Genomic DNA, 24,411 nt, shown 5'->3' on the forward strand with positions numbered 1-24,411 from the left:
GGAGATCCCCGACATGCCGGTGACAGGTCCGTTACGCAGAGTAGAACTAGGCTCGGGCCATGCCGACGACGCGGGGAGCCGACACCAAGACCCGCATCCAGGCGGCGGCGCTCGAATTGTTCGCCGAGCAGGGCCTGCAGCAGACCAGCCTGCGGGAGATCGCCGAGCGGCTGGGGATGACGAAAACCGCGCTGTACCACCACTTCTCGTCCCGCCAGGAGCTGATCCGCAGCCTGGCGAGACCGGTCGTCGACGAGATGACCCGGCAGCTCGACGAGCTGGAGGCCACGCCGCCTGGTCCGCGCGAGGTGCTCGACCGGTACTTCGACGTCACTTACCGCCACCGAGCGCTGTTCCGGATCGCAGTCCGGGACATGCGCGTGCTCGAGCAGCTCCTGCTGACCGACCACGTGCTCGACTGGCGCCGCCGCGTGGTCGCGCTGCTGCTCGGTACGTCGTCCTCCTGGGAGGACGAGGTCCGCGGGGTGGTCGCTTTGGGTGGGCTGTCGGCCTGTGTCCTCACCTTCGAGGGAGCCGACGTCGCCGCACTCCGCGCCGCGGCGACGAGTGCGGCGTACGACGCTCTGCAGGTCTCTTGATCCGTTGCCGCTCGATCAGTCGCCTGGTCAGCTGCCCGTTCGATTAGTCGCCTGGTCGGGTGCCGTTCGATCAGTCGCCTGGTCAGGTGCCGTTCGGTCAGTTGCCGTTCGTGGCGATGCGCGAGACCGCGAACAGCAGGATCACCAGCACCGAGAACACCCGGACCGCGCGCTGCCCGGTCGACACGACCGGCCAGGACAGGAACCCGAGCCAGCTCAGCAGCAGCGCCAGCAGGATCAGCGCCGGGATGCCGGCAGTCACCGGAGCGAACACTCCGATCAGCGCCAGCACCAAGGTGATCCCGGGCAGCGTCAGCTTCGGCATCGCGTGCAGCTTCGCCACGACCGGGTAGCTGGCCTTCGTCACACGCTGCCGAAGCGGACTCACCGGCTGACTGCTGGAGGAACTCATCTGCCTATTGTTCCAGCACACCCCACTCCTGTGGAAAACTCCGTCCCCCGCCCATCCGTCCCCGATACATTTCTCGCATGACCGGCCTGCTCTCCCTCGAACACTTCGCCGCCGACCTGCCTGCTGTCCTGGCCAGGTTCCGCAGCGGCCAGACCCGTGCCTTCAGCGTCGGCGACGGCGTGCCTGAGGCGGTTGTGCTCACGTACGACGAGTTCGAGGACCTGGGCGGCGAGGCGAAGTTCTCCGTCGGCGACGAGGTCGTCGAGCCGGGCGCCCTCGCCGCGCGACTGCCTGGTCTGATGACCGACGTCCGCGCGGGGACAGCGGGCCCCACCGTCTGGGGCGACGAGGGCGAGCCGGAGGCTGTGCTGCTGTCGACGGCTGACTACCGAAAGCTCCGCGGCGACGATGAGCCTCCGCCGGGGGTTGTGGACGACCCGACGCAGCGCACGTACGCGACAGAGCCGCTGCCTGACAGCGTGTCGATGACCATGGACGAGATCGCAGCCCTCATGGGTCCCGAGGCGGTCGAGGATCTCGCGCAGATCCGGCGCGAGCGCGGCGAGCCATCGTGAGGGTGCACTGCGGCGGTCGGGCCTGAGTTGTGGCCGACCAGGTCGAACGCCTGATCCCGCCCCGCGCCGGCCCCGCGCCGTACGAGGTGCTTCTGGGGCACGGCTTCGTGACCGATCTGCAGCGGTTGAGTGCAGCTGCCCGGCGCGACCCGAGCGGCCGCCTGGCGAGGCTGCGGCGTGAGGTCGTGCGCACGATCGACCAGCTCCGCGCGGGGGAGACCGACGGTCACCACCCGCTCGGCTTCGAACCGGGCAAGGGGGATCTGCGGGACTGCGTCACGGCGTACGTGCGTGCGGATCCGCAGGAGAAGCCGACGCATCGGCTGGTGTTCCGTGAGATCGCGGCCGCGGAGCCGGGCGGGCTACCTCGGCGGGAGTTGCTGGCGGTCAAGCCCCGCAAGGGCGCCGGCAATGTCTACGAGCATGTGTGCGCCCGGCTCCGCCGACACCCAGCGGATCGGCAGCCAGGCTTGAATCGGTTCGGCGACCGGGCGCCAGGTGACGGAGGCAACCAGACGCAGCGCCAGGCCGAGTTGGACACCAAGCGCGCGATCGCCCACGCCTGGGCCGGGCAGATACCGCTGGCGACGTCGCGGCCGTTGCGAGGGACACCGAGGCAGGCGAGAGCACCCGGGCCTGCGCCGACGATCGGGCGGTCGGTCGGCTCGCCAGGCGGGACAGGCTGGCCCGAGCGAGCGTGACCACCCACGCAACCGACCACCCACTCGCAACCCACCACCCACTCGCAACCCACCACCCACTCGCAACCCACCACCCACTCGCAACCCACCACCCTCCCCGCGTCCACCTGCCTCTACCTGCTTTCACTTGAAGCGGGCGGCAGCACGCGCACTCGGCGGGCGTCAGCCCGCACGCACGAAGCGAGGGACAGCACGCGCACCCGGCGAGCGCCAGCGAGCGGAGGGCCCCGCGGCGCGCCCCCGACCAGCCGCCCGGCGCCCACCTGCTTTCGCGTGAAGCGGGCGCCAGCACGCGCACTCGGCGGGCGCCAGCCCGCACGCATGAAGCGCGCGCACCCGGCGGGCGTGGGCGAACACCTGCACGCCTCCGACGACAGTCCCCAGGCCACCTGCTTTCGCCTGAGACGCGCGCCGGCACGCGCACCCGGCGGGCGTGGGCGAACACCTGCACGCATCCGACCACAGCCCCCGAGCCCACCTGCTTTCACTTGAAGCGGGCGCCGGCACGCGCACCCGGCGGGCGTGGGCGAACACCTGCACGCATCCGACCACAGCCCCCGAGCCCACCTGCCTTCACTTGAAGCGCGCGCAAGCACGCGCACTCGGCGGGCGCCAGCCCGCACACGCTCGCAAAAGGGCGGGCGGGAGCACGGCATGCAGCGAGCGCCAGCGAGCGGAGGGCCGCGCGTGGGTTAACACCTGCACGCCTCCAACCACAGCCCCCAAGCCCACCTGCTTTCACATGAAGCGCGCGAAAGCACGCGCACCCGGCGGGCGCCAGCCCGCACACCCTCGCAAAGGGCGGGCGGGAGCACGGCGCGCAGCGAGCGCCAGCGAGCGGAGGGCCGCGCGTGGGGGAACACACTCACCCCGCATAAGGTGACCACGTGTTTGTCGTGATCAGGTTCAAAGTGGCCGAGAGCGCTCAGGGCGAGTTCGGGGAGCGGCTGGCGGCTGCTGTGGAGGTGTTGTCGCGGCAGAAGGGGTTCGTGGCGGCTCGGACCGGGCGGAACGTGGACGATCCGGAGTTGCTGGCGTTGAGTATGGAGTGGGTGAACGTCGGGAGCTACCGGCGGGCGTTGTCGCCGTACGAGGTGAAGATGGTGGCGGTGCCGTTGCTGTCGCAGGCGATCGACGAGCCGACGGCGTACGAGGTGCTGGACGACGCCTCTGGCGGGGCGAACCTGCTGCCGTAGCAGGTACCTTGCGGATGCGACGTGGAGGACCCTGGCCCGTTAGCCTGGACCCTTCCGTTCTACCACTCGTGTCAGTTACTGGAGTCGAATAGTGCCCGTGGATACCGTCGATGCCGTCGTCAGCCTCAGCAAGCGGAGGGGCTTCGTCTACCCGTGCGGCGAGATCTACGGCGGTACCCGGTCGGCGTGGGACTACGGACCGCTCGGTATCGAGCTGAAGAACAACGTCCGCAACCAGTGGTGGCGCGCGATGGTGACGAGCCGCGACGACGTTGTCGGCCTGGACTCCTCGGTGATCCTGCCGACCAAGGTGTGGGAGGCCTCCGGCCACCTGCAGGAGTTCGTCGACCCGCTGACCGAGTGCCAGTCCTGCCACAAGCGGTTCCGTGACGACCACCTGCGTGAGGACTTCGCGCGGCGGAAGAACAAGGACGCCGACGACGTCAAGCTCGACGAGATCGCCTGCCCGAACTGCGGGAACAAGGGCACGTTCACCGAGCCGCGGATGTTCAACGGGCTGCTGAAGACCTACCTCGGCCCGGTCGAGTCCGAGGAAGGGCTGCACTACCTGCGCCCGGAGACGGCCCAGGGCATCTTCATCAACTTCGCGAACGTGATGGGTACGGCGCGCAAGAAGCCGCCGTTCGGCATCGCGCAGGTCGGCAAGAGCTTCCGCAACGAGATCACCCCGGGCAACTTCATCTTCCGCACGCGCGAGTTCGAGCAGATGGAGATGGAGTTCTTCGTCGCGCCGGGCTCGGACGAGGACTGGCACGAGTACTGGCTGAAGGCCCGCTGGGACTGGTACACCGGCCTCGGCCTCAACCCGGACAACATGCGCTTCTACGAGCACCCGAAGGAGAAGCTCAGCCACTACAGCAAGCGCACGGTCGACATCGAGTACAAGTTCAACTTCGGCGGCAAGGACTTCGACGAGCTCGAGGGCATCGCGAACCGGTTCGACTACGACCTCACGACGCACTCCAAGCACTCCGGCGCCGACCTGTCGTACTTCGACCAGGAGAAGGGCGAGCGCTGGACGCCGTACGTGATCGAGCCGGCCGCCGGCCTCACGCGCAACGTGCTCGCGTTCCTGCTCGACGCCTACACCGAGGACGAGGCGCCGAACGCGAAGGGCGGTGTCGACAAGCGGACGGTACTGCGGTTCGACCCGCGGCTCGCGCCGGTCAAGGCGGCCGTGCTGCCGCTGTCGCGCAACGCGGACCTGTCCCCGAAGGCCAAGGACCTGGCCGCCGAGCTGCGCCAGGCCTGGAACGTCGACTTCGACGACGCCGGCGCGATCGGCCGCCGCTACCGCCGCCAGGACGAGATCGGTACGCCGTACTGCATCACCGTCGACTTCGACACCCTCGAGGACCACGCGGTGACGATCCGGGAGCGCGACTCGATGAAGCAGGAGCGCGTCGCGCTGACCGAGGTCACCGGGTACCTCGCCCAGCGCCTGGTGGGTTGCTAGGCATGCCCGCCCGTACGACGTCCGCCCGTACGACGGGTGCCCGCGTGCTGGCCGTCGGTGCGGCCGCCGTACTGCTGCTGGCCGGTTGCTCCGACGATCCGACGCCCGACGCGGGGAGCACCCCGCCGCCGTCGGCGCCTTCCTCCGGTCCGTCCAGCGCGCCGATCCCGACCGCTTCCACGCCGTCGCTGACACCGTTGCCGACGCCGTCGAAGCCCTGGCCGACCCCGAAGGTCACCGGTACGCCGGACGCCGATGCCCCGCTGGCAAACCGGATCCGCTTCGCGATCGCCAAGCAGGTCCAGGTCGCGGCCGGTCGCGCCGCGACCACCAAGGTGACCTGCCCGGGCATCGAGGACGCCGACAAGCCGGGTGCCCACACGCTCACCTGCACGGTGAACTACGCGGGCAAGACCTTCACCGGTCAGCTCACCGTCGACGCTAAGCAGTACAGCGCGACGTACAAGTTCACGTCCGAGTCCGTGGCGATCGTGAAGCCGAAGGTCGTGGACGCTGTGCAGCGGGCGGCGTCGGGCGCCGCGAAGGTGACCTGCACAATGGATGACGTGACCGTCGTCAAGCACACCGCGCAGGGCATCGCCTGTGACGTGACCACCGTGGAGAACGCTGTCCAGCCGTTCCGCGCGCAGATCTCCGGGAACGGCCAGGTCCTGGTGGCCAAGGCCTAAGTGATGCTCCAGCTCGGCAACCTCACCATCGACACCCCCGTCGTGCTCGCGCCGATGGCCGGGATCACCAACGCGGCGTACCGGCGGCTGTGCGCGGAGCAGGGCGCCGGGCTGTACGTGTGCGAGATGATCACGTCCCGCGGCATCGTCGAGGGGGACCAGAAGTCGCTCGACATGCTGACCTTCGACGAGCGCGAGACGGTGCGTTCGGTGCAGCTGTACGGCGTCGACCCGGTGTACGTCGGGCGCGCGGTCGAGCTGCTGTGCTCCGAGTACGGCGTCGCGCACGTCGACCTGAACTTCGGCTGCCCGGTGCCGAAGGTGACCCGCAAGGGCGGCGGCGCCGCGCTGCCGTGGAAGCGGAACCTGCTCGGCGCGATCCTGCAGTCCGCGGTGAAGGCGGCCACGCCGTACGCCGTACCGGTGACGATGAAGACCCGGATCGGGATCGACTCCGCGCACCAGACCTACCTGGACGCCGGACGGATCGCCGAGGAGTCCGGCGCGGCCGCGATCGGGCTGCACGGGCGGACCGCCGCGCAGGCGTACTCGGGTCAGGCCGACTGGACGAAGATCGCCGAACTGGTCGAGCACGTGAAGATCCCCGTGCTCGGCAACGGCGACATCTGGGAAGCGTCCGACGCGCTGCGCATGGTCGACGAGACCGGGTGCGCCGGGGTGATCGTGGGCCGTGGGTGCCTCGGTCGGCCGTGGCTGTTCCGGGATCTCGCTGTTGCTTTTGCCGGTGGGGAAGCCCTCAACCTGCCGACGCTCGGCGAGGTGTCGACCGTGATGCGCCGCCACGGCGAGCTGCTCGCCGGGCTGATGGGGGAGCAGCGCGGGCTGCGCGACTTCCGCAAGCACGTCCCGTGGTACCTGAAAGGCTTCCCCGCCGGCGGCGAACTCCGCGCCGCCCTCGGCATGGTCGACTCCCTGGCCCGCCTCGACGAGCTCCTCACCCAGCTCGACCCGTCGGCCCCGTTCCCCGTCGCCGAACTAGGCGCCCCCCGAGGCCGCCAAGGCTCTCCCCGAGACCATGTCGTCTTACCTCACGGCTGGCTGGACGACACCGACGGACTCAACACCGACCTGGCAGACGCCGAAATCGGCGTATCGGGCGGCTGAGCTTTCCGGCCGAGCACGCCCCCGCCCGCAACACCCTGCAGGCGCCGCCCCCGCCGGGCGAGCCTTCGCCCGCAGTACGCCTGCAGCGCCACCCCGGCCGGGCGAGTCCCCGCTCGCGCCGCCCCCGGCCAAGTGACACCACCCCCGGGAGCCGGCAGTTGCTCCCACCGCAATGCAACTCCTTCTTCCCTTCCCGGCCGTCGCGGCCTCGGCTCCCGCGACCTCACCGGCCGCATGGCCAGTCAGCTCAGCTGGCACCCTCCCTGGACAGGTGGATAGCTGTGGCTGAGGTCGCTGCCAATGTGGCCGATGGGGTCGCGAACCTGAGGTTGCACCGGCCGGAAAGAGGATGAGCTGCCTGTCGCGGATAGCGGTGGCCGTTGGCCGGTGCCGGTGGCGGGTTGGGCGGTGGCTGTTGCAGTTGGGCGGTGGCGGTTGGGCAGCGCTTGTCACGAATAGGCGGTGCCGGGTGGTAGTTGGGCGACGCCTGTCGTGGGCAGGTGGTGCCGTTGGCGGTGGGGGGCCTGCCCGGTAGTCGCAGGGGCTGGGCTCAGCCGAAGCAATCCTGGTTGGTGGTAGCGAGGGCGAGTTCGCCGACCGTCTTGGTGTCGTTGGTCGGGATGATCGAGTAGTACGCCGACTTGTTGCCGGGGACGGCGATCTGCAGGCCGTTGGGGCCGGACTCGGCCTTGGGGAAGACGGCGCGGACGTGCTTCATCGTCGTACCGAGTTTGATGCCCTGGGCGGTGATCATCTTGTCCTGGGCGAAGATCGCGACCAGCCCGTGCTGCTTGGAGAAGTAGAGCCCGACCGAGTCGGCCGGGGTCGGGTGGGCGGCGAGGTCGTAGCCGTCGCAGCTGTCGGCGAACTTCTTCTTGCCGAGCAGCCCCGTGGCCTTGGCCTGCGCGACGCTCATGCCGAGCTTCAGCTTGCCGTACCCGTTCGGCCCGAGGATTGCCGCCGAGGTCGCCTGCGTGGTCGCCGCGACCGGCTTCGCCGGGTCGGTCCCGCCGCCGGTCGACGGCTTGCTGATCGGCGTCGTCGCGCCGCCGGCCGGGACCGGCGCTCCGCCCGCCGCGTTGGGCTGCGCGCCGCACGCTGCGAGACCGAGCAGCGCGAACATCCCGCCCGTGGCGACCGCGGCGGACTTCAGGCGACGTGCGGAGGTCCTGCTGACCATGACGATTTCTCCCCGTAGTAAAGGCGTTTCGGTTGATGTTGCTGACTTCGACGCCGGTCTGCGAGAGATGGTTGGTCGCGGCTGCGTTACAGTTCCATGTCGGGGCCTAAGGCAACAAAATTAGGAGCCCTGGGCCCGCAGTTGCTCCAGTACGACGGGATCGAGCTGCCCGTCGACGAGCCGCTCCTCGAAGTTCTCCGTCCCGGCCCACGCATCGAGGGCGTCGGGAGTCGTGTAGCCGAGGCCGGCGAGAAGGGCGATGACCTCCTCGGCCAGAGCACCCTCCAGCGGGAGCAGGGTGGACGGGTCCGGCGTACCGAAGTACAGGTCGTGGAGGGCGAGCAACCGTCCGAGTTCCTCGACCGGAGTGCGGTGGTCGTCGACGCGGAGGTCGATGGCGGTGTCGAGCTGACCGCCGTACGCCGCTCCCGCACGCCACACGCGCAGCGCGGCGCTCTGGCGACCGCGACGGTCGCCGCCGGCCTGGTCGCCCGCCGCCAACGCGCCGAGCAGCCGCCGGTCGAACGGTTCGTCGGCCCGATCACGCCAGGCCTCCGCCATCGCGGGTACGACGCCCGGTCCGGCCAAAATGTTGCCCTGCACCGCAAACCCGTCCCCGGCGAGCCCGCCGGCCCAGTCCATGCACTCCGGTCCGGTGTACGTCGCACCCCGCCCCGCGGCGTCGACGATCCCCACCTGCCGACTGTCCCGCCCGTCGTCCGCCGCCGTCAGCCGCTCAACCACCTCGTCGGCCGAGACGCCGTCCGCTAGCAGATCGAGCCCGTCCGGGCCGTACGACAAGTTCGCCGAAGCCTGAGTCGCCACCGCGCCGGCCCCCGCCCTGCCCCACGGCACCACAGCCCCCACCGCCAGGAACTTCGACGCCACCGCCACACCCCAGGACGCCGACTCCACGTCGTACGCCACGATCGTGAACGTCATTCGCCAGCTCCTCCACGCCGGGCTTAGGCCCGGCCTCGTCCATCAGTTCCGGCCGACGCCTTGTCGATCGGATGCGGCCTACGCCCCGATCATCGGCTCCAGCCGAAGCGTCGTCCGGCCGACGCCTCGCCCAGGGGCACCGGCCGAAGCCCCCGGTCAGCGGCCCCGGCCTACGCCCCGATCATCGGCCCCCGGCCCACGCCCCGGTCATCGGCCCCGGCCTACGCCCCGATCATCGGCTCCAGCCGAAGCGTCGTCCGGCCGACGCCTCGCCCGGGGGCACCGGCCGAAGCCCCGGTCAGCGGTCCCGGCCGAAGCCCCGGTCAGCGGCCCGGCCTATGCCCCGACCATCGGCCCCGGCCCACGCCCGACCATTGGATCCGGCCGAAGCGTCGTTCGGCCGACGCCTCGTTCGTCCGGTGCCGGCCGAGTCTCGTCGATCGACTCCGGCGGGACGCGGTCGGCTCGGCCTGGGAGAGTCTAGGCTCGGCAGATGGCGAGCACACCGGACGAGACGCGTGACGGGGTCGATCTGACGAACCTCGATCAGCCGTTGTTCGACGGGGCGGAGGCGACGAAGCGGGATCTTGTCGACTACCTCGACGCGGTGCACGAGCGGATGCTGCCCGAGCTGAGGGAGCGGCCGCTGACGGTCAAGCGGGTTCGGCCGCGGCAGCAGCCGTTCATGCAGAAGAACGTGCCGAAGTACACGCCGGAATGGGTGAAGACGGTGACGGTGTGGGCAGAGGCGTCCAAGCGCGAGGTGTCGTACGCGCTCTGCGACGACCGGCGCACGCTGCTGTGGTTCGCGAACCAGCGGGCGGTCGAGTACCACCCGACGCTGATGCGCGCCGACCGCTGGGACCGGGTCACGCACCTGGTGCTCGACCTCGATCCGCCGGAGGGTGACGAGACGTTCGGGCTCGCGGTTCAGGCCGCGCATCTCGTCCGGCAGGCGCTGACCGATTCCGGGCTGCAGGGTGCGGTGAAGACGAGCGGCGCGAAGGGCGTGCACGTGTACGTGCCGATCGACGACACGATCTCGATCGAGGACGCCGCCGCGGCCACGCGGGCGATCGCGGCGCGGGCCGAGCGGATCGATCCGAGCGTCGCGACCACGGCGTACATCAAGGAGGATCGCGGCGGGAAGGTGTTCGTCGACTCGACCCGCGCCGGTGGTGCGACGGTTGTTGCGGCGTACAGTCCGCGGATTCGACCTGGTACGCCGGTGTCGTTTCCGGTCGGGTGGGACGAGCTCGACAATGTGTCGCCGCTGGACTTCACCGTACGAAGCGCGCCCGGCCTGCTTGCGTCGGCGGACCACTGGGCGGATGAGCTGCCCGCGCCGCAGGCCCTGCCCGAGGACCTGCTGGAAGAGGGGCGCGCGATTCCGATTGCTCGCGTGGTCGCCATGCACGAAGGCAAACGCCGAGCCAAGGCCCGCCGCGACGCGGAGGATAAGAGCGATTAACTCAGACCTGGGACAGGGCGTAGAGCAGGCTTCGCAGGGGCTCGGGGTCGTTCGGGGTTTCGCGCCAGAGGAGGCGTAGCTGCAGTGGTGGTGTGGCGATGTCGACGGCGACCAGGCGGCCGGCCTCCAAATCACGCCGTACGGCGAAGTCCGGCAGGACCGCCACTCCTCGTCCCGCCGCAACCCAGTCGCGGACCTGTGCTAGACCGCCTACCCCGATCAGGTCGACGTCGGGCCCGAGCCAGCGCCGCGTCGCCAGCCAGAACGAGCACCGGCTCTCCTGCCCGACCAGCGTCGCGCCGTCACGGATCTCGGCGGCTGTCACCGGCCGCCCTAGCAGTGGATGCCCCGCGCCGGCGACAGTGACCATCGGCACCTCCCGCACGTCGACGAACGCCATCGGAAACTCCGGCCCGAACGCGCGCTCCCTCGGCGCGACTCGGGTGTTCGCGTCTCCGACGAGCGCACTCGGGGTGACCTGGGTGTTCGCGTCTCCGACGAGCTCGCTCCGGGTGACCTGGGTGTTCGCGTCTCCGGCGAGCGCGAGGCGTTCGCGACCGCGATCGGCGCCGGCTTCATCGACCTGTCCGGTGGAGAATCCGAGGTCGCCGATCCGGGGTCCGGTGTCGAGCAGCAACGCTGCGTCGAGCTCACCGCGCTCCAGCGCCGCGAGCAGCTTGGAGCGGTCGGGCTCCGGCCGGATCTGCGCGACGAGGTCCGGGCGCCGGCGCGCGAGATCGTCCAGTACGCCGGGCAGCAGCGTGTCCGCGATCGACGACTGGGCGCCGACCGCGACGACCGAGTCGGCGCTGATCAACTGCTCGGCCGCGGCATCGAGCGCCTCCAGCGCGGCACCCGCCGCGGCCAGATAGGCGCGCCCGGCAACGGTCGGATGCATCCCGGACCGGTCGCGCGTGAACAGCTGCGCCCCGAGATCGGCCTCGAGCCGTCGTACCCGGTCCGACACCGACGAAGCGGCCAGACCCTGGGCGGCGGCAGTCCGGTTCACGGTGCCGTGCTGGACGAGCGCGATCGCCGTGCGCAGGTGGTCGACGTTCACGCGGGCAGGCCCTGGGCGGCGGTGGTGCGGTTCACGGTGCCGCACTGGACGAGCGTGATCGCCGTGTGGAGGTGGTCGACGTTCATGCGGGTAGGTCCTGGGTGGTGGTGGTGGTGGTGCGGTTGACGGTGGCGTGCTGGACAAGCGTGATCGCCGTGTGCAGGTGGTCGACGTTCACGTGGGCAGGCCCTGGGGCGGCGGTGGTGCGGTTGACGGTGGCGTGCTGGACGAGCGCGGTCGCCGTGCGCAGGTGGTCGAGGTTCACGCGGGCGGGTCCTGGGTGGCGGTGGTGCGGTTGACGGTGGCGTGCTGGACGAGCGCGATCGCTGTGCGCAGGTGGTCGACGTTCACGCGGCCAGCCCTGGGCGGCGGCAGTCCGGTTGACGGTGGCGTGCTGGGCGAGCGTGATCGCCGTGGGGAGGTGGTCGACGTTCACGTCGGAAGTGTAGGTCGTCGGTGAGCCCGGTGCGTTCGGGTTTGCCGAACACCCCTTCGGTGGTGGCGGTCGAGACCGCGGGCCGATCCGGCGAGGCTGTGCTGAGCCGCACCGGGGCCCCGTCGGCGTGCGCGATCGCGCGACGGCTTCGGTCGATCGATTCCTCCTGTACGGCGTACGCGTCGGAGAGGCGGTGCAGCGGGCCGTCGACGCGCTCGGGTAGGTGCCGAACGCAACGGCCCGCGCGCTGGAGGGGAAGCGATCGGAACCGCCAGCGCCTCGGCGTACTCGAGGATCACGACCGGAGCAGGTCAGCGGCTCGCGCCAGGGGAACGCCCCTGGTGCTTCTTCGACCGAATGGTGGCTCATGTTTCGCAGATCGACCAGGTGGCCCGCGTTGCTCGGGATCTCCTTGGCCTACTTCATGGTGCTGCTCGACACGACCGTGCTGGCTGTGGCCGGGCCTGATCTGATCGCGTCGCTGCCTACGGATGTGATCGGCGTCGGCTGGGCGACCATGGCGTACACGATGACGCTCGCCGCCGCGCTCGTGCTCGGCGGCAGTCTGGCGGACCGTCTCGGCGCGGATCGGGTTCTCCTGGTCGGCAGTGCCGGCTTCGGGATCGTGCCGGTAGCTTGCGCGCTGTCGCCGAATCTTGCGGCACTGCTGCTGGGGCGAGCGGTCCTCGGCTTGCTCGCGGCGGGCGTCGTTCCGAGTTCGATGGCTCTGCTTGCGGCGCTGTACGCGAGGCCGGACGAGCGGGCGCGGGCGATCAGTTGGTGGGCTGCGATCAGCGGCGCGGCCATGGCCGTCGGTCCGGTGCTCGGTGGATGGCTGGTCGAGCTGTCGGGGTGGCGTGCGGTCTTCGTGATCAACGCGCCCCTGGCCCTCGTCGTGGTGCTGCTGTGCCGGAATCGGATCACCGTGACCAGACACCGCCGGACCGTTTCGCCGGGGCCTCACCTCGGGTTGGCGGCAACGCTCGCGGCACTGACCCTGGCGATCACCGAAGCCGGGCAGCTGCACTGGATGACGGCCTCGGGAGCCGGGTGCGCGGTGCTGGTCCTGGCGGCCGTCACCGTCCGCGCCGACCGGCGATCCGTGGCTCCGCTGATTCCGGACGCGCTTCGACGGAATCGGCCGGTTTGGAGCGCGTTCGGGTGGGGGACTCTGGTCAACTACGCGCTCACGACCGTGCTGTTCGCCGTACCGCTGATCGTTGCCGAGGGCTCCTTGTCGATCGGGATCACGTTGCTGCCGATGACGGTGGTGGTGGCGGTCAATCCGTTGCTCACCGGGCGGCTGGTGCGGAGGTTCGGGGCGTTGGTGCCGATTCGGCTGGGATTCGTTGCGTTCGCGGTGGGGCTGTGTGCCGTTGCTGTCGCGCTGGTGGGAGAGCAGCGTCCCGTCGTACTGGCTGCCGGTCTGCTGGGCTGCGGGTTGGGGGTTTCGTGGACTTTGCCGCCGCTGGTCGGGTTCGCTGTGAGCAAGGCGCCCGCGGATGCCACGGGTGCGGTTGGCGGCCTTCTCAATGCGATGCGTCAGGTCGGTGCCACGGTTGGTGCGGCGACGGCGGGTGCGGCGCTGACCGTGCGCGCCGACGGGGTTGTGGTGTTCGTGGTGGCCGCCGGGCTTTGTGTGGTGGGGTTGCTTCTGACGGTGCGAGTGGACGCGGGTTAGCTCTCCGGGCTGGTGGTGAGCTCCAGTGCGCGCTCGCGGACGTCGGGGTCGGGGTGGTTGCGGAGGGCAACGAGTAGGGCGCGCCAGGCCGGGGTCCAGCCGGTGCGGGGGCCGGCGGCCTTGATCAGGGCGTGGGCGATCAGGCCGTCGGCGAGAGTTCGGCTGGTGACGAGCTGGGCGGCGACCGGGTAGAGGTCGTCGGGGGTCCAGTGGGCTTCGATTCGGCTCAGATGGTTGGCCAGGAGATCGGCTGCGGTGGCCGCGGCCAGGGGGCGGTCCGTGCGGAGGAGCGTCAGGTCCTCGGCCAGGTGGGCTGGGTGGAGGGCTGCCGTGAGCAGCTTCTGGCGGAGGTGCACGTACGGCGTGGCGGTGAGTTCGTCGGCGATCGGGCGGAGGACCTGATGGGTCTCGATCGATCGGCGGGACAGGTGGCCGACCAGGGTGTCGACGACTGTGGTGAGGCGTTGGCGGGCGGGGTGGTCGCGGTCGGGGAGAGCGTCGGGGACCTGGGGGTTGTTCTCCAGGCGGACGAGCAGGCGGACCGAGCCGATGAGTTCGTCCAGGCCGCGGTCCGGGTTGGTGGCGACGATGCCGACGAGGGCGGTCGCGGCGCTGCGCCAGGTCCGGGAGCCGAGGTCGGTGACGAAGGCGGCGATGACGGGGGCGACGGCGGTGTTCCAGTTCGCCCAGTGCTGGAGGGCGAGGACTGCGGCGCGGGCGACCTCGGGTTCGGGGCGGTTCGTCACCGCGATCAGGAGGTCGGCGTACCGGGAGCGGTACTTGGTGGCGAGGCCGTACGGCGTGCGCTGGGTGAGGACCGTCGCCGTGGCGGCGCTGTCGTGGACGGCTTGCTGGAGGAGGGCCCAGCTGGCGGGTTCGTGCAGGAGGTACTGCGAGGCGGCGCTGGTGATGGCGGCGCGGACGTCGCGGTGGGCGTCGCCCCAGGCGTCGGTGAGGACGGCGGCGGCGCCGGGGGCGCGGAGTTCGCCGAGGAGGCGGGCGGCTTCCTTGCGGGAGGTCACCTTGGCGTTGTCGCCGGTGAGGACCGGGTGGAGGAGGGCGGGGAGGGTGCTGGGGCGGACGAAGCGGGCGACTCGGGTGGCGGCGTAGATCGCTACTCGGGCGCGGTCGTTGCCGGCGTACTGGAGGAGTTGGGGGAGAGCGAGCTGGGGTTGGTCGGACCAGGAGAGGGCGCGGAGGGCTGCTTCTTGGAGGAGGACGCTGGGCTCGGCGGTTGCAGTTGGGTCGGGAAGAGGCTCGCTGCGGGGGTCGGTACTTGGGGCGGTGGTGGGCTGAGCGGCCTGTGGTGCGGTGACGGGCTGCGGGGGTACGGCCTGTGGCGCGGTGCCGGCCTCGGGACTCGCGTTCGCGTCCGGCGCGGCGCCGGGCTCGGGGTTCGCGTCGGGCGTGGGGACGGGCTCGGGGTTCGCGTCGGGCGTGGGGACGGGCTCGGGGTTCGCGTTCGCGTTGGGGTCGGGGAGGTAGGGCTGGACGGCTGTGGGGCCGATGGTGGGGAGTTGGCCGAGCATGAGGATTGCCTCGGCTCGGGTCCACTCGGCGAGGCGGGTGTCGTCGGCGACGGTAGTCGCTGCCTCGGCGTACTGGTGGTGCTGGCGGGGGAGCCAGCGACGGAGGGTCGAGCCTCCGACTCGCCAGGGGGCGTGGCTCTTGGTGAAGAGTTGGCTGCGGGCGGGGTCGGCCAGTACGGCGTCCAGCAGGTCGGTGCGGACTTGTGTGACGGCGGACCAGACGGCGTCCCACTGGACCATGCCGAGGTCGCGGGCGATGATGCGGCCGACGCGGTCGGCGCGGGTCGCCGGCGGGCGGAGCCAGTGCGAGGCGGCGGTGCCGACGGTGAACTCCTGGTTCGACCAGAGGGCGACCTCGAGCAGGTTCTGCAGGTGGTCGTTGTCCCAGCCCCGGCGGTCGAACGCGGTGGAGACGGCGAAGAGGAGTTTGAACTCGGTGCGCTCGGCGGCGCTCTCCAGGTACGGACGCAGCGCGTCGTACACGGCGGTTTCGCGGCCGCGCGGCAAGCCGTCGATGATGCCGTCGAGGTCGACGGTGCCGCGATTCTGGGTGATCGCGGCGTGGGCGTCGAGGCCCCAGGCGAGCAGGGCGGATTGGTTGCGCTGGGCCCCTTGATGGACGGCGTGGCGGGCGGACTCGGTGAGCGCGGCGCGGCTCGGCCAGGAGGTGTCGCGGGCTTCGAGGGCGTCGGTGAGCAGGGTCTGCAGCGGTACGACGTGGTCGTCGGTGAGCACGGACGGCGGCAGCGCGGCGGTGGCTTCGAGGACGGACTGGCGGACCGGATCGCGGTCGTTGCGGACGCGGGTCGCCCAGGTGAGCGCCTGGTGGACCAGTTCCGGCTGGCGGGAGCGACCGGCCGAGGTGATGATGGCCCGGTAGACGGCGGCGCGGTCGGCTGCTTCGGGGCGGCGGATCTCGGGTTCGAGCAGCGCGAAGGCTTCGTCGTACGGGAGGTAGGCGGTGATCTCCCAGCGGCGGTGCGGTTCCTCGGCGATGTCCGGGAGGGTGAGCATGCGGCGGGCCTGGTCGGTGCGCGTGGATCGGGGGAGGACGTCGAGGAGTGCGGCGGGGAGCTCGCGGAGTTCGAGGTCGGCGGTGACCGCGGCGAAGACGGCGGCTCGGCGCGAGGGCGGGAGGTCGCTGAGCAGTCCGCTGAGGTTCGGCCAGAGCAGGCGGCCGAGGGCGGTGAGGTCCTGGTCGGAGTAGCGGTGGAGGCGGCGGCGGACTGCTGGGGTGAAGGCTCTGTGGAGAGTGTTCGCTCGGTCGGGAGGCAGGAGGAGGGCGAGTACGCCGCTGGGGTCGAGGTCGATCAGGCGGCCGAGGATGCTGACGACCGCCCAGGGGAGGTCGTCGGGGGCGATCGCGGATTTGATCAGTGCGAAGGCGCGGGGTGCGTCGTGGTCGAGGGCGGCGGTGACGCCGTAGCCGACGCCCTGCCACCACTCGTCGCGGTCGGTGCCGGTCGGGAGGGTCTCGGTCGCGTGGTCGAGGACGACCTGCGGGTGGCGGCGGGTTAGGCGTTCCCACTGGCCGGAGGAGAAGCAGTACGCGAGTTCGGGGAGGAGGCGCCGGACGGTGGCGTCGTCGGTGCTGTCGAGAAGCGCTGCGGCGTACTGGTCGCCCCAGCGGTCGCGCTGTTCGTCGATGAGGCGGGCGGCGAGCAGCTGGCGGCCGGTACGGCGGATGACTTGCAGCAGGCGGGGGCGGAGCGCGGCCGGTGCATCGTCGTGGAGGATCCGCAGCTCGTCGTCGGAGACCGCCGCTGTGGGGGTTGCCGAGGAGCGGCGGTTCCAGTGGCCGACGGCCGCGAGGGCTTGGGCCTGGACGGTGGGCTCGTGGTCGTGGAGGAGTTCGGTGACGTAGGCGGCGTTGCCGGTGATCTGGGCGATGCGGAGGCCGATGACGCGGTGGTCGGCGGGGCCGGTGGAGAGGTCGGTGAGGAGCTCGTCCAGCGCTGGGGTGCCGCGCAGGCGCAGGGCCTGGTCGGCGATCGCGCGCACGCGGTCGCCGTACGGGAGGGAATCGATCGACCGGAGCAGATCAGCGGCTCGCATGCCGCCCATCCTGCCGACCCCTGGTGTCAGGTTGGCCAGGGGTCGCCGAATTCGGTGTTGCGGGCCGCGCGGTACAGGGGGCCTTGGCGTTTGGAGACGATCTCCTCGCGCAGCTCGCCCGTGTCGGTGCACAGGCGGAGCGAGACCAGGCCCTTGCGCTGCTGCGGGTGGCGGAGGACCCGGTTCGCGGCCTGGGCGCGCAGGGTCGGGCTGGTGACGACGTACGAGAACTTCTCGTCCTCGAAGCCGAGTTCGGCGCCTTTGGTACGGCGGTGCACGGCGCTGCGGTTGACGCGGCTGGTGAAGTGGCACCAGTCCCGGCCGCGCGGGATCGGGCAGCCGAGGTCGTGTGGGCAGGGCGCGATCACGCTGTGGCCGGCGGCGATGAGCTGGTCGCGGGCGGCGACGATGCGTTCGTAGCCGCCGGGGGTGCCGGGCTCGATCAGGGCGACCAGGCCTTGCTGGGCGGCCAGTTGGGCGACCAGTTTCTGCTGCTGTTCGGTCGACAGTTCGCTGAGCACGTACGAGACGGTGACGAGGTCGGCGGACTCGAAGGTGGTCTGGTCGAGGAGGCCGGTGGTCCAGGTCGTGGTGCGGACGGCGGAGGACTCCGCGTTCGCGGTGAGTTTCTTGCCGAGGGCAATGGCTTCGGTGACCTGCTCGAGCACAGTGATGTTCGCGAGCGACGGCCAGACGTCGGTCGCGGCCCACACCGCGGAGCCGGTACCGCCGCCGATGTCGAGCTGCTTGGCCGGCGCGAAGTCGGGCAGTTGCAGGGCGGTTTGTTCGAGCGTCGAACGGACGGCGGCGAAGGTCGCCGGCATCCGGTACGCCGAGTAGGTGATCACGTCGGCGGGCGACGCCATGATCGGCGAGGTCGCCGCCTGCTCCTCGCGGTACCGGGTGCTGAGCCGCTGGAAAGCACTGGTGAGCTGGGCCGCCGGGACGCTGCTCACGGCTGCCTCGAGTGCAGTCCGCAGATCCTGCGGCAGGTCAGCCATCGTCATCCTTCGTCGGCCGGCATGAACCCGCGAATCCTACTGCCGCGGGGGAGAGGGAGGTGAGAGGAGGCAGTCAGTCGGCAGGCAGAGAGACCTGCATCAGCAGTACGGCGGCCTCGCGCGCCCGCCGGGCGGGTTGGGCCGAGCCGGAGATTGCAGAGGTGGTGATCGCACCCTCGCTCAGCAGAATCAAGTGGTCGGCAAGCTGCTGGGGATCAGGCGCGTTGGCAGCTTCAGCCAGTTCAGTGAGCGCCTGCCGGAAACCCGCCTTGTGCTGCTGCGCCAGCTCCGCGACCCGCGGCGACACCGCGCCCAGCTCGCCGAACGAGTTGATGAACGCGCACCCGCGGAAGTCCTTCTGCGTGAACCACGTGTGCAGGAACTCGAACACCGCCAGGATCCGCTCGCGCGGGTCGGTCGTGGCGTCGACATGCTCGGCGAGCATGTCCTTCCACTGCTGGTCGCGCTGGTGCAGGTACGCCTCGATCAGCGCGTCCTTCGACGGGAACAGCTGGTAGAGCCGCTTCAGCGAGACCCCGGACGCCGTCCGGATCGCGTCCATCCCGACGGACTGGACACCGCGCTCGTAGAACAGCGCGTCCGCCGCGTCCAGCACCTGCCGCTGCGCGGTCGCCGTGTCGATCGCCATCTGTCTCCACCTTCTCGTCGCCGGGCCGGCCCGTCCGCCGCTCGCGGGCAGCCCCGCTCCCGCCCGCCTGCTGTTCCCGTGTGATCCGGAGCACCCCACTTGCGCGGAGAACCATCGTTCTCCTAGAGTACAAGACATCGAGAGAGAACGCCCGTTCTCTCCGATGAGAGATCTTCTGGAGGAGAGTCCGATGACCGTTCTGGAGCCCGCCGCCCAAGCCTTCGCCGACGCGACCGCGCAGCCCCCGTTCCTGTTCCAGCTCGAGCCGGCCGAGGGTCGCAAGCTGGTCGACGAGGTGCAGACCACCGACTACCCGAAGCTCCCGGTCGACGAGGAGTGGGTCACCGTCGCTGACGGCACCAAGGCCCGGATCGTCAAGCCGGCCGGTACGACGGACGAGCTGCCGGTGATCCTCTACATCCACGGCGCCGGCTGGGTGTTCGGCAACGCGCACACCCACGACCGCCTGGTCCGCGAACTGGCCGTCGGCGCCGGTGCGGCCGTCGTCTTCCCGGAGTACGACCTGTCGCCCGAGGTCCGCTACCCGCACGCGATCGAGCAGGCCTACTCGGTCGCCCGCTGGATCGTTGCTGAGGGCAAGAGCAAGGGTCTGGACGCGACCCGGCTGGCGATCGCCGGTGACTCGGTCGGTGGCAACCTGACCGCCGCCGTGACGCTGCTCGCGAAGGAGCGCGGCGACCTGCACTTCAAGCAGCAGGTGCTGTTCTACCCGGTCACCGACGCGTCGTTCGACACCGCGTCGTACCAGGAGTTTGCCGAGGGCTACTTCCTGATGCGGGACGGGATGAAGTGGTTCTGGGACCAGTACACGACCGACGAGGCCGAGCGGAACCAGATCACCGCGTCGCCGCTGCGCGCGACGACCGAGCAGCTGGCCGGCCTGCCGACCGCGCTGGTGATCACCGGTGAGGCCGACGTACTGCGCGACGAGGGTGAGGCGTACGCCGCGAAGCTGCGTGAAGCGGGCGTCGACGTGACCGCCGTACGGTTCGGCGGAATCATCCACGACTTCGTGATGTTGGACGCGCTGCGGGACACGCACGCCGCGACCGCCGCGATCGACCTGGCGATCCGCACTCTGCGTTCCGCACTGGCTTGAGCTACCGAAGGGACCTTCTGAGATGACCGAGAAGAAGAACACCACCGTCGTCCTCGTCCACGGCGCGTTCGCCGACGGCGGCAGCTGGAACGGCGTGATCGACCTGCTCCAGAAGGTTCACATCGACGTCACCGCGGTGCCGAACCCGCTGCGCGGCCTGACGCCCGATGCGGCGTACGTCGCGAGCGCGGTGCGCCAGATCGACGGGCCGGTGCTGCTCGTCGGTCACTCGTACGGCGGGGCGGTGATCAACAAGGCGGCGCAGGGGCTGGAGAACGTGGTCGGCCTCGTTCACGTCGCCGCCTTCGTGCCGGACGAGGGGGAGAGCCCGGCCAGCATCTCCGCGAAGTTCCCGGAGACACCGTTCGGGGCGGCGATCCGGCCGACGCTGTTCCCGCAGCCGGACGGGACCGAGGCGCCGGAGCTGCGGCTCGATCCGGCGGCCTACCCGGAGGTGTTCGCGGCGGACCTGCCGATCGAGGTGAGCCGGGTGCTCGCGGCCAGCCAGCGACCGGTCGCGGCGCAGGGGCTGGAAGAGGAGTTCACCGGCGAGCCGGGGTGGAAGAAGCTGCCGAGCTGGACGCTGATCTCGACCCAGGATCAGGCGATCCATCCGGAGGCCCAGCGCTTCATGGCCGAGCGGGCGGGCGGTACGACGGTCGAGGTCGAGGGCTCGCACTCGGTCGCGGTCTCGCAGCCGGAGGCGGTCGTCGACTTCATTCTGAAAGCACTGAGCTGAACAGATCGGGTAGTCCCGCGGCGGTGCGGAGTTCGCCGTACGCGAGGGCGAGTTTCGGCAGGGTGTAGTGCGCGTTCAGTCCGCTCGGGTTGGGCAGGATCCAGACCCGGGTCGGGCCGATCGTGCGTTCCTGCGGGCCCATCGCGGCCTTCGGAAGGCCGAAGGCGTCGCGGTACGCCGTGACGCCGACGACCGCGAGCCAGTCGGGCGCGAACTCGAGCACCTTGCGCTCGAGGTTCTCGCCGCCGGCGCGGAACTCGGCCTTGGTGAGTTCGTCGGCGCGGGCCGACGGGCGGTCGACGACGTTGGTGATGCCGAGGCCGAGGTCGAGCAGCTCGCCTTGCTCGGCGGGCTTGAAGAGCCTCGGCGTGAAGCCGGCCAGGTGCAGGGCGGGCCAGAACCGGTTGCCGGGGCGGGCGAAATGGTGGCCGGTCTGTGCGGACATCAGTCCGGGGTTGATCCCGCAGAACAAAACCTTCAGGCCGGGCTCGACCAGATCCGCCAGCTGCTGCATCCCCACACCCTAAGCAGAGTGTGGGGATGCGAGGCATCGGGGCAGGGCAGTGGAGTAGCGCGTGGGGACTTGGGCGGAAGGGGTGGGGCAGGGGGCGGGGGCCGGTCAGTCGTTCTGGTTGTTGAGGCCGGCGGGGAGTTGGCTTGCGATGCAGGAGTGGGCGACGAACAGCCAGATCGTTTCGCCGCTGGCGTTGTCGACGCGGATCATCGAGGCGCCCAGGTCGTTGGTCGAGTAGCGGTAACCACCGGTCGTCGGGAGCGCGAAGCCGGCGGGATCGTGCAGCCGGCCGCCGGCGTACGTGCTGTCGGTGAAGTAGTTGTAGTAACCGGTGCACGCCGACGGATTGATCCGCACGATGATCGCGCCGTTGCCTGTGTGCGGTGCGGCGTCGAAGTCGCGGCCGAACGTCCGCCGGTGCGACAGCCGTTCGCTGGTGTCCGCGCTGCAGCTCTCGGCGACCGACGAGCCGGTGCCCAGGTCCAGCGCCGACGGCACCAGGAACGCGCAGAAGTTCGAGCCGTCACCGGCCCGCCAGCGGCCGAAGTGGAAGTTGTTCGCCGTCGTCGTGTGGACGTCGAACCGCGTCCCGGCGATTGCCGTCCCCATCACGTACCCGCACGACTTGTTCGCCAGCCAGCCGCCCGCCGGGATCGTGCCGTGGTTGTTGCACGCGACCGGCTTCGGCACGTTGCCGATCGTCGTGTACTGGTTCACCGCGTACGACGGCAGCTGTGTCGCGACCGCCGTCAACAGCCCCGCGGCCAGTACGGCGAGCAGCCGGCGCATCAGCAGAACCACCCGTCCTGGACCCAGCCCCGGTGGTTGATGTCGCCGTACGCGAACCCGTAGACCCAGGTTCCGGAGACGCGTTCGACCAGGAAGGTCTCGGGGTGGTGCAGCGTGCCCATCCGGGCGCCGAGCGGTTCGGTGCGCAGTTCGAGATCCTGCGCGCAGACGGTCTCGCGTACGCCGACCCGGCCGTTGGCGGCCTCGGCGGACGTCGCGGTGAGCGTGGTGGCGCCGACCAGTACGGCAGCGGCGAGTGCGGTGGTGCGGGTGATGCGGTTCATCGGTCGTCTCCTCGGTCTCAGGTCTCGGTTACCAGCTGCCCCAGCCGCCCAGGCACTCGATCCGGACGAAGCCCCAGTCGTTCGGGCCGAAGTCCTGGACCGAGGCCCAGCCGTTGTAGACCGGGTGCGCGCCGCGGGTGTGGCCGACCTTGTTGCCGGCCTCGAGCGTGCGCAGCTCGTGCACCGGGCCGGGGATCGAGAAGTCGTAGTTCTCGTAGAAGGTCGCGCTCTGGCAGGTGATCACCGCGTGCTCGGGGATCTCGACCGCGTGCGCGGCCGGGGCTCCGGCGGTCAGCGCGGCGGCGCCGAGGGCGAGTGCTGAGAGGACGAAAGCGGGGCGGCGTGTCATCAGAACCTCCAATTGATTGTCATCTGAGATGACGGTAGGTCGTGTCGTCAGAGATGGCAAGAGGTGTCATCAGTGGATACGCTGAGCCGATGAACCACCCGCGGAAGGCCTTCTACGGCATCGCCGAGATCGCCGAGGCGCTCGGTCTGAACCGTCAGCTGGTGACCGCGTGGCGCCGGCGTCGCAGCCACGGCCTGCCCGAGCCGGACGCCGAGTTGTCGTCCGGCCCGATCTGGCGCGGCGAGACGGTCGAGCCGTGGATCGACGCGTTCCGCGACCGTGGCGACAGCGGTGAGATGCAGCCGGTCAGTGGTGAGCTGGCGATGCGGGCCGGACGCCGGATGCTCCGCGTGGCCGCGCTGCTGCTGGAGCAGCCGATCCGGCTCCGGTTGCTCAGCCAGGCGCTGACCGAGGCCCGCGATCTGCTGCCGCTGGTGGACGCCGCGGCCGACGATCCGTTGGGGCGGGCCGCCGTACAGCTGCTGTCTCCGTTGCGGGCCAACGACTCGGGGAATCTGGAGGAGTTCCGCCGGCAGGTGCTGGTCGAGGTGGCACAGCTGGCACCCCTGGTGGAGCTGGCATCGCAGAGCCTTCCCACCTCGGAGAGTGCGGGTTAGTGTGCGAGCCGTGATCGTCGAGGTACCTGGCTACCGCCTCGCGGAGCCGCTGGGTGCGGGCGCGACAGGGGTGGTGTACGACGCGAACCGGCTGGCCGACGGGCAGCGCGTCGCGGTCAAGGTGGTGCATCCCGAGCTGGTCGACCCGCAGTACCGCGAACGGCTGCGTCGCGAGGCGCGGGCGGCCGCGGCGGTGGTGCACCCGGGCGTGGTCCGCGTGCAGGAGGTCGGCGGCGACGGGAACAACGCGTGGCTGGTGATGGACCGGCTGAGCGGGCCGGATCTGCAGCGGCGGCTGGCCGATGAGGGTCCGCTGGAGCCTGCCGAGGCGGCCGAGCTCCTCGCGTCGGTGGCCGACGCGGTGCATGCGATGCACGAGGCCGGGGTGATCCACCGGGATCTCAAGCCGGCCAACATCATCCTCGACAACGGGCGGCCGTTGGTCGGGGACTTCGGGGTCGCTCGGCAGTTGGTGAGCTTGGAGTCGAGCACCGGATTTGATCTCACCGGTGGGTCGGATTGGCTTCGGTCGGACGCGCCCGCCGGCCCGCCGCTGGGCGCGATGGCGGGCAAGGTCGCGTACATGGCGCCGGAGCAGTGGCGAGGCGATCCGGTGGCAGCTGCTGCCGACGTCTACGCGCTGGGCGGCACGCTGTTCTCGCTGCTCACGGGGTTGCTCCCGTACGACAGAAAGACGCTGCCGGAACTCGCGTACGCCGTAGCAATCCTCCCGGCGCCGCAGCCAAGCCAGTACGGCGTACCGGCGGCATTCGATGCGGTGGTCGCGCGAGCGATGGCGAAGGATCCAGCTGATCGGTACGCGAGTGCGGCCGAGTTCGCGGACGCCGTTCGTGCGGCAGTCGGCCCGCAGACCGTAGTAAAAGCTGGTTGGTCTCGGTGGCTGGTGAAAGTAGCTGCCGTTGCCGCACCAGTGCTCCTCGCGGTCGGCGTCGGTGCGTCAATGCTTGCCCAAGGCAAGGAAAATGACCAGCTGACCGTTTGTGCTGAGGATGCGACGGTTCGGGATGCTCCTCGTAGTCGAACGGTGGTGGCGACTGTTTATCAAGGGGATCACCTCACGCCGATTGCGCCGCGGGACGGGGACTCGTGGGTGCATGTGCGGCTCGGTGACGGGAGTACCGGGTGGGCGCTGACGGACTTCGTCCGGCACGAGTGCTGATCGTCAACCTGGGGTTGACGCACACGGCTTGTCAACCTAAG

At 70.4% G+C, this 24,411-nt stretch carries 25 protein-coding genes; 13 read left to right on the forward strand and 12 right to left on the reverse strand.

Annotated elements, in window-relative coordinates:
• Positions 1 to 59: 59 nt before the first annotated feature.
• Positions 60 to 599 (forward strand): TetR/AcrR family transcriptional regulator, encoded by a 540-nt coding sequence (locus ACYVIO_RS19560; RefSeq protein ID WP_460652267.1) that lies wholly within the window; start codon positions 60 to 62, stop codon positions 597 to 599.
• Positions 600 to 696: 97 nt separating this feature from the next.
• Here ACYVIO_RS19560 and ACYVIO_RS19565 read toward each other — a convergent pair whose 3' ends face one another.
• Positions 697 to 1,011 carry a DUF6703 family protein gene (locus ACYVIO_RS19565; RefSeq protein ID WP_460652268.1) on the reverse strand — a complete coding sequence of 105 codons (315 nt, stop codon included), beginning with the start codon at positions 1,009 to 1,011 and terminating at the stop codon, positions 697 to 699.
• A 77-nt stretch (positions 1,012 to 1,088) separates the two neighbouring features.
• Here ACYVIO_RS19565 and ACYVIO_RS19570 point away from each other — a divergent pair, with 77 nt between their 5' ends.
• From ACYVIO_RS19570 to dusB, 6 genes are all read left to right on the forward strand, one after another.
• The gene (locus ACYVIO_RS19570) at positions 1,089 to 1,586 is read left to right on the forward strand and encodes a hypothetical protein (protein ID WP_460652269.1); all 498 of its coding nucleotides are present in this window, start codon (positions 1,089 to 1,091) and stop codon (positions 1,584 to 1,586) included.
• A 29-nt stretch (positions 1,587 to 1,615) separates the two neighbouring features.
• Positions 1,616 to 2,287 (forward strand): hypothetical protein, encoded by a 672-nt coding sequence (locus ACYVIO_RS19575; RefSeq protein WP_460652270.1) that lies wholly within the window; start codon positions 1,616 to 1,618, stop codon positions 2,285 to 2,287.
• A gap of 896 nt (positions 2,288 to 3,183) precedes the next feature.
• Entirely contained in the window at positions 3,184 to 3,483 is a 300-nt protein-coding gene (locus tag ACYVIO_RS19580) for an antibiotic biosynthesis monooxygenase family protein (protein ID WP_460652271.1), read from the forward strand.
• A gap of 91 nt (positions 3,484 to 3,574) precedes the next feature.
• Entirely contained in the window at positions 3,575 to 4,960 is a 1,386-nt protein-coding gene (locus ACYVIO_RS19585) for a glycine--tRNA ligase (protein ID WP_460652272.1), read from the forward strand.
• A 2-nt stretch (positions 4,961 to 4,962) separates the two neighbouring features.
• Complete coding sequence (locus ACYVIO_RS19590; protein ID WP_460652273.1) at positions 4,963 to 5,649, forward strand: hypothetical protein; 687 nt, start codon at positions 4,963 to 4,965, stop codon at positions 5,647 to 5,649.
• Positions 5,650 to 5,652: 3 nt separating this feature from the next.
• Positions 5,653 to 6,774 carry a tRNA dihydrouridine synthase DusB gene (gene dusB / locus ACYVIO_RS19595; RefSeq protein ID WP_460652274.1) on the forward strand — a complete coding sequence of 374 codons (1,122 nt, stop codon included), beginning with the start codon at positions 5,653 to 5,655 and terminating at the stop codon, positions 6,772 to 6,774.
• Positions 6,775 to 7,324: 550 nt separating this feature from the next.
• Here the strand turns inward: dusB and ACYVIO_RS19600 are convergent.
• Both ACYVIO_RS19600 and ACYVIO_RS19605 read right to left on the reverse strand, forming a co-directional pair.
• Positions 7,325 to 7,954 (reverse strand): hypothetical protein, encoded by a 630-nt coding sequence (locus tag ACYVIO_RS19600; RefSeq protein ID WP_460652275.1) that lies wholly within the window; start codon positions 7,952 to 7,954, stop codon positions 7,325 to 7,327.
• Positions 7,955 to 8,074: 120 nt separating this feature from the next.
• Positions 8,075 to 8,896, reverse strand: coding sequence for a DUF1028 domain-containing protein (locus ACYVIO_RS19605; RefSeq protein WP_460652276.1), 822 nt, complete (start codon positions 8,894 to 8,896; stop codon positions 8,075 to 8,077).
• 493 nt (positions 8,897 to 9,389) lie between these two features.
• On the opposite strand from ACYVIO_RS19605, the gene ligD reads away from it, so the two are divergent.
• Entirely contained in the window at positions 9,390 to 10,367 is a 978-nt protein-coding gene (ligD, locus tag ACYVIO_RS19610) for a non-homologous end-joining DNA ligase (RefSeq protein ID WP_460652277.1), read from the forward strand.
• 1 nt (position 10,368) lies between these two features.
• Here the strand turns inward: ligD and ACYVIO_RS19615 are convergent, their stop codons facing one another.
• The gene (locus ACYVIO_RS19615; protein WP_460652278.1) at positions 10,369 to 11,427 is read right to left on the reverse strand and encodes a LysR family transcriptional regulator; all 1,059 of its coding nucleotides are present in this window, start codon (positions 11,425 to 11,427) and stop codon (positions 10,369 to 10,371) included.
• Between the two features lie 82 nt (positions 11,428 to 11,509).
• Positions 11,510 to 11,692 (reverse strand): hypothetical protein, encoded by a 183-nt coding sequence (locus ACYVIO_RS19620; RefSeq protein WP_460652279.1) that lies wholly within the window; start codon positions 11,690 to 11,692, stop codon positions 11,510 to 11,512.
• A gap of 538 nt (positions 11,693 to 12,230) precedes the next feature.
• Between ACYVIO_RS19620 and ACYVIO_RS19625 the strand changes: the two genes are divergently transcribed.
• Positions 12,231 to 13,544, forward strand: coding sequence for an MFS transporter (locus ACYVIO_RS19625; RefSeq protein ID WP_460652280.1), 1,314 nt, complete (start codon positions 12,231 to 12,233; stop codon positions 13,542 to 13,544).
• Here ACYVIO_RS19625 and ACYVIO_RS19630 read toward each other — a convergent pair.
• The 3 genes from ACYVIO_RS19630 to ACYVIO_RS19640 form a co-directional block, all read right to left on the reverse strand.
• Positions 13,541 to 17,128 (reverse strand): hypothetical protein, encoded by a 3,588-nt coding sequence (locus ACYVIO_RS19630; protein ID WP_460652281.1) that lies wholly within the window; start codon positions 17,126 to 17,128, stop codon positions 13,541 to 13,543. The genes ACYVIO_RS19625 and ACYVIO_RS19630 overlap by 4 nt on opposite strands.
• A 26-nt stretch (positions 17,129 to 17,154) precedes the next feature.
• Positions 17,155 to 18,129, reverse strand: a complete 975-nt coding sequence (locus ACYVIO_RS19635) for a small ribosomal subunit Rsm22 family protein (protein ID WP_460652282.1) — start codon at positions 18,127 to 18,129, stop codon at positions 17,155 to 17,157.
• Between the two features lie 73 nt (positions 18,130 to 18,202).
• Positions 18,203 to 18,778: a TetR/AcrR family transcriptional regulator gene (locus tag ACYVIO_RS19640; RefSeq protein ID WP_460652283.1), complete on the reverse strand. Its 576-nt coding sequence runs from the start codon at positions 18,776 to 18,778 to the stop codon at positions 18,203 to 18,205.
• 190 nt (positions 18,779 to 18,968) lie between these two features.
• On the opposite strand from ACYVIO_RS19640, the gene ACYVIO_RS19645 reads away from it, so the two are divergent.
• A complete protein-coding gene (locus tag ACYVIO_RS19645) occupies positions 18,969 to 19,898 on the forward strand; it encodes an alpha/beta hydrolase (RefSeq protein WP_460652284.1) in 930 nt (309 codons plus the stop codon).
• 22 nt (positions 19,899 to 19,920) lie between these two features.
• Positions 19,921 to 20,637 (forward strand): alpha/beta hydrolase, encoded by a 717-nt coding sequence (locus ACYVIO_RS19650; protein ID WP_460652285.1) that lies wholly within the window; start codon positions 19,921 to 19,923, stop codon positions 20,635 to 20,637.
• On the opposite strand, the gene mug is transcribed toward ACYVIO_RS19650, so the two are convergent.
• The 4 genes from mug to ACYVIO_RS19670 all read right to left on the reverse strand — a co-directional run bounded on the left by mug (position 20,615) and on the right by ACYVIO_RS19670 (position 22,573).
• On the reverse strand, positions 20,615 to 21,151 hold the full coding sequence (gene mug / locus ACYVIO_RS19655) for a G/U mismatch-specific DNA glycosylase (RefSeq protein WP_460652286.1): 537 nt from the start codon (positions 21,149 to 21,151) through the stop codon (positions 20,615 to 20,617). The genes ACYVIO_RS19650 and mug overlap by 23 nt on opposite strands.
• Positions 21,152 to 21,256: 105 nt before the next feature.
• Positions 21,257 to 21,952, reverse strand: coding sequence for a hypothetical protein (locus tag ACYVIO_RS19660; RefSeq protein ID WP_460652287.1), 696 nt, complete (start codon positions 21,950 to 21,952; stop codon positions 21,257 to 21,259).
• The gene (locus ACYVIO_RS19665; protein WP_460652288.1) at positions 21,940 to 22,224 is read right to left on the reverse strand and encodes a hypothetical protein; all 285 of its coding nucleotides are present in this window, start codon (positions 22,222 to 22,224) and stop codon (positions 21,940 to 21,942) included. The genes ACYVIO_RS19660 and ACYVIO_RS19665 overlap by 13 nt, the downstream gene beginning before the upstream one ends.
• A 28-nt stretch (positions 22,225 to 22,252) precedes the next feature.
• A complete protein-coding gene (locus ACYVIO_RS19670; protein ID WP_460652289.1) occupies positions 22,253 to 22,573 on the reverse strand; it encodes a hypothetical protein in 321 nt (106 codons plus the stop codon).
• Positions 22,574 to 22,662: 89 nt separating this feature from the next.
• Between ACYVIO_RS19670 and ACYVIO_RS19675 the strand changes: the two genes are divergently transcribed.
• On the forward strand, positions 22,663 to 23,190 hold the full coding sequence (locus tag ACYVIO_RS19675; RefSeq protein ID WP_460652290.1) for a helix-turn-helix transcriptional regulator: 528 nt from the start codon (positions 22,663 to 22,665) through the stop codon (positions 23,188 to 23,190).
• A 10-nt stretch (positions 23,191 to 23,200) separates the two neighbouring features.
• Positions 23,201 to 24,370 carry a serine/threonine protein kinase gene (locus tag ACYVIO_RS19680; RefSeq protein WP_460652291.1) on the forward strand — a complete coding sequence of 390 codons (1,170 nt, stop codon included), beginning with the start codon at positions 23,201 to 23,203 and terminating at the stop codon, positions 24,368 to 24,370.
• The last annotated feature ends 41 nt before the right edge of the window (positions 24,371 to 24,411 follow it).

This window comes from Kribbella endophytica (assembly GCF_054781295.1).

Bases quoted from the DNA above. Each gene is read 5' to 3' on its own strand.
- ACYVIO_RS19560 (WP_460652267.1), top strand. From the start codon at position 60: ATGCCGACGACGCGGGGAGCCGACACCAAGACCCGCATCCAGGCGGCG.
- ACYVIO_RS19565 (WP_460652268.1), bottom strand. From the start codon at position 1,011: ATGAGTTCCTCCAGCAGTCAGCCGGTGAGTCCGCTTCGGCAGCGTGTG.
- ACYVIO_RS19570 (WP_460652269.1), top strand. From the start codon at position 1,089: ATGACCGGCCTGCTCTCCCTCGAACACTTCGCCGCCGACCTGCCTGCT.
- ACYVIO_RS19590 (WP_460652273.1), top strand. From the start codon at position 4,963: ATGCCCGCCCGTACGACGTCCGCCCGTACGACGGGTGCCCGCGTGCTG.
- dusB (WP_460652274.1), top strand. From the start codon at position 5,653: ATGCTCCAGCTCGGCAACCTCACCATCGACACCCCCGTCGTGCTCGCG.
- ACYVIO_RS19600 (WP_460652275.1), bottom strand. From the start codon at position 7,954: ATGGTCAGCAGGACCTCCGCACGTCGCCTGAAGTCCGCCGCGGTCGCC.
- ACYVIO_RS19605 (WP_460652276.1), bottom strand. From the start codon at position 8,896: ATGACGTTCACGATCGTGGCGTACGACGTGGAGTCGGCGTCCTGGGGT.
- ligD (WP_460652277.1), top strand. From the start codon at position 9,390: ATGGCGAGCACACCGGACGAGACGCGTGACGGGGTCGATCTGACGAAC.
- ACYVIO_RS19625 (WP_460652280.1), top strand. From the start codon at position 12,231: ATGTTTCGCAGATCGACCAGGTGGCCCGCGTTGCTCGGGATCTCCTTG.
- ACYVIO_RS19630 (WP_460652281.1), bottom strand. From the start codon at position 17,128: ATGCGAGCCGCTGATCTGCTCCGGTCGATCGATTCCCTCCCGTACGGC.
- ACYVIO_RS19635 (WP_460652282.1), bottom strand. From the start codon at position 18,129: ATGGCTGACCTGCCGCAGGATCTGCGGACTGCACTCGAGGCAGCCGTG.
- ACYVIO_RS19640 (WP_460652283.1), bottom strand. From the start codon at position 18,778: ATGGCGATCGACACGGCGACCGCGCAGCGGCAGGTGCTGGACGCGGCG.
- ACYVIO_RS19645 (WP_460652284.1), top strand. From the start codon at position 18,969: ATGACCGTTCTGGAGCCCGCCGCCCAAGCCTTCGCCGACGCGACCGCG.
- ACYVIO_RS19650 (WP_460652285.1), top strand. From the start codon at position 19,921: ATGACCGAGAAGAAGAACACCACCGTCGTCCTCGTCCACGGCGCGTTC.
- mug (WP_460652286.1), bottom strand. From the start codon at position 21,151: ATGCAGCAGCTGGCGGATCTGGTCGAGCCCGGCCTGAAGGTTTTGTTC.
- ACYVIO_RS19665 (WP_460652288.1), bottom strand. From the start codon at position 22,224: ATGAACCGCATCACCCGCACCACCGCACTCGCCGCTGCCGTACTGGTC.
- ACYVIO_RS19670 (WP_460652289.1), bottom strand. From the start codon at position 22,573: ATGACACGCCGCCCCGCTTTCGTCCTCTCAGCACTCGCCCTCGGCGCC.
- ACYVIO_RS19675 (WP_460652290.1), top strand. From the start codon at position 22,663: ATGAACCACCCGCGGAAGGCCTTCTACGGCATCGCCGAGATCGCCGAG.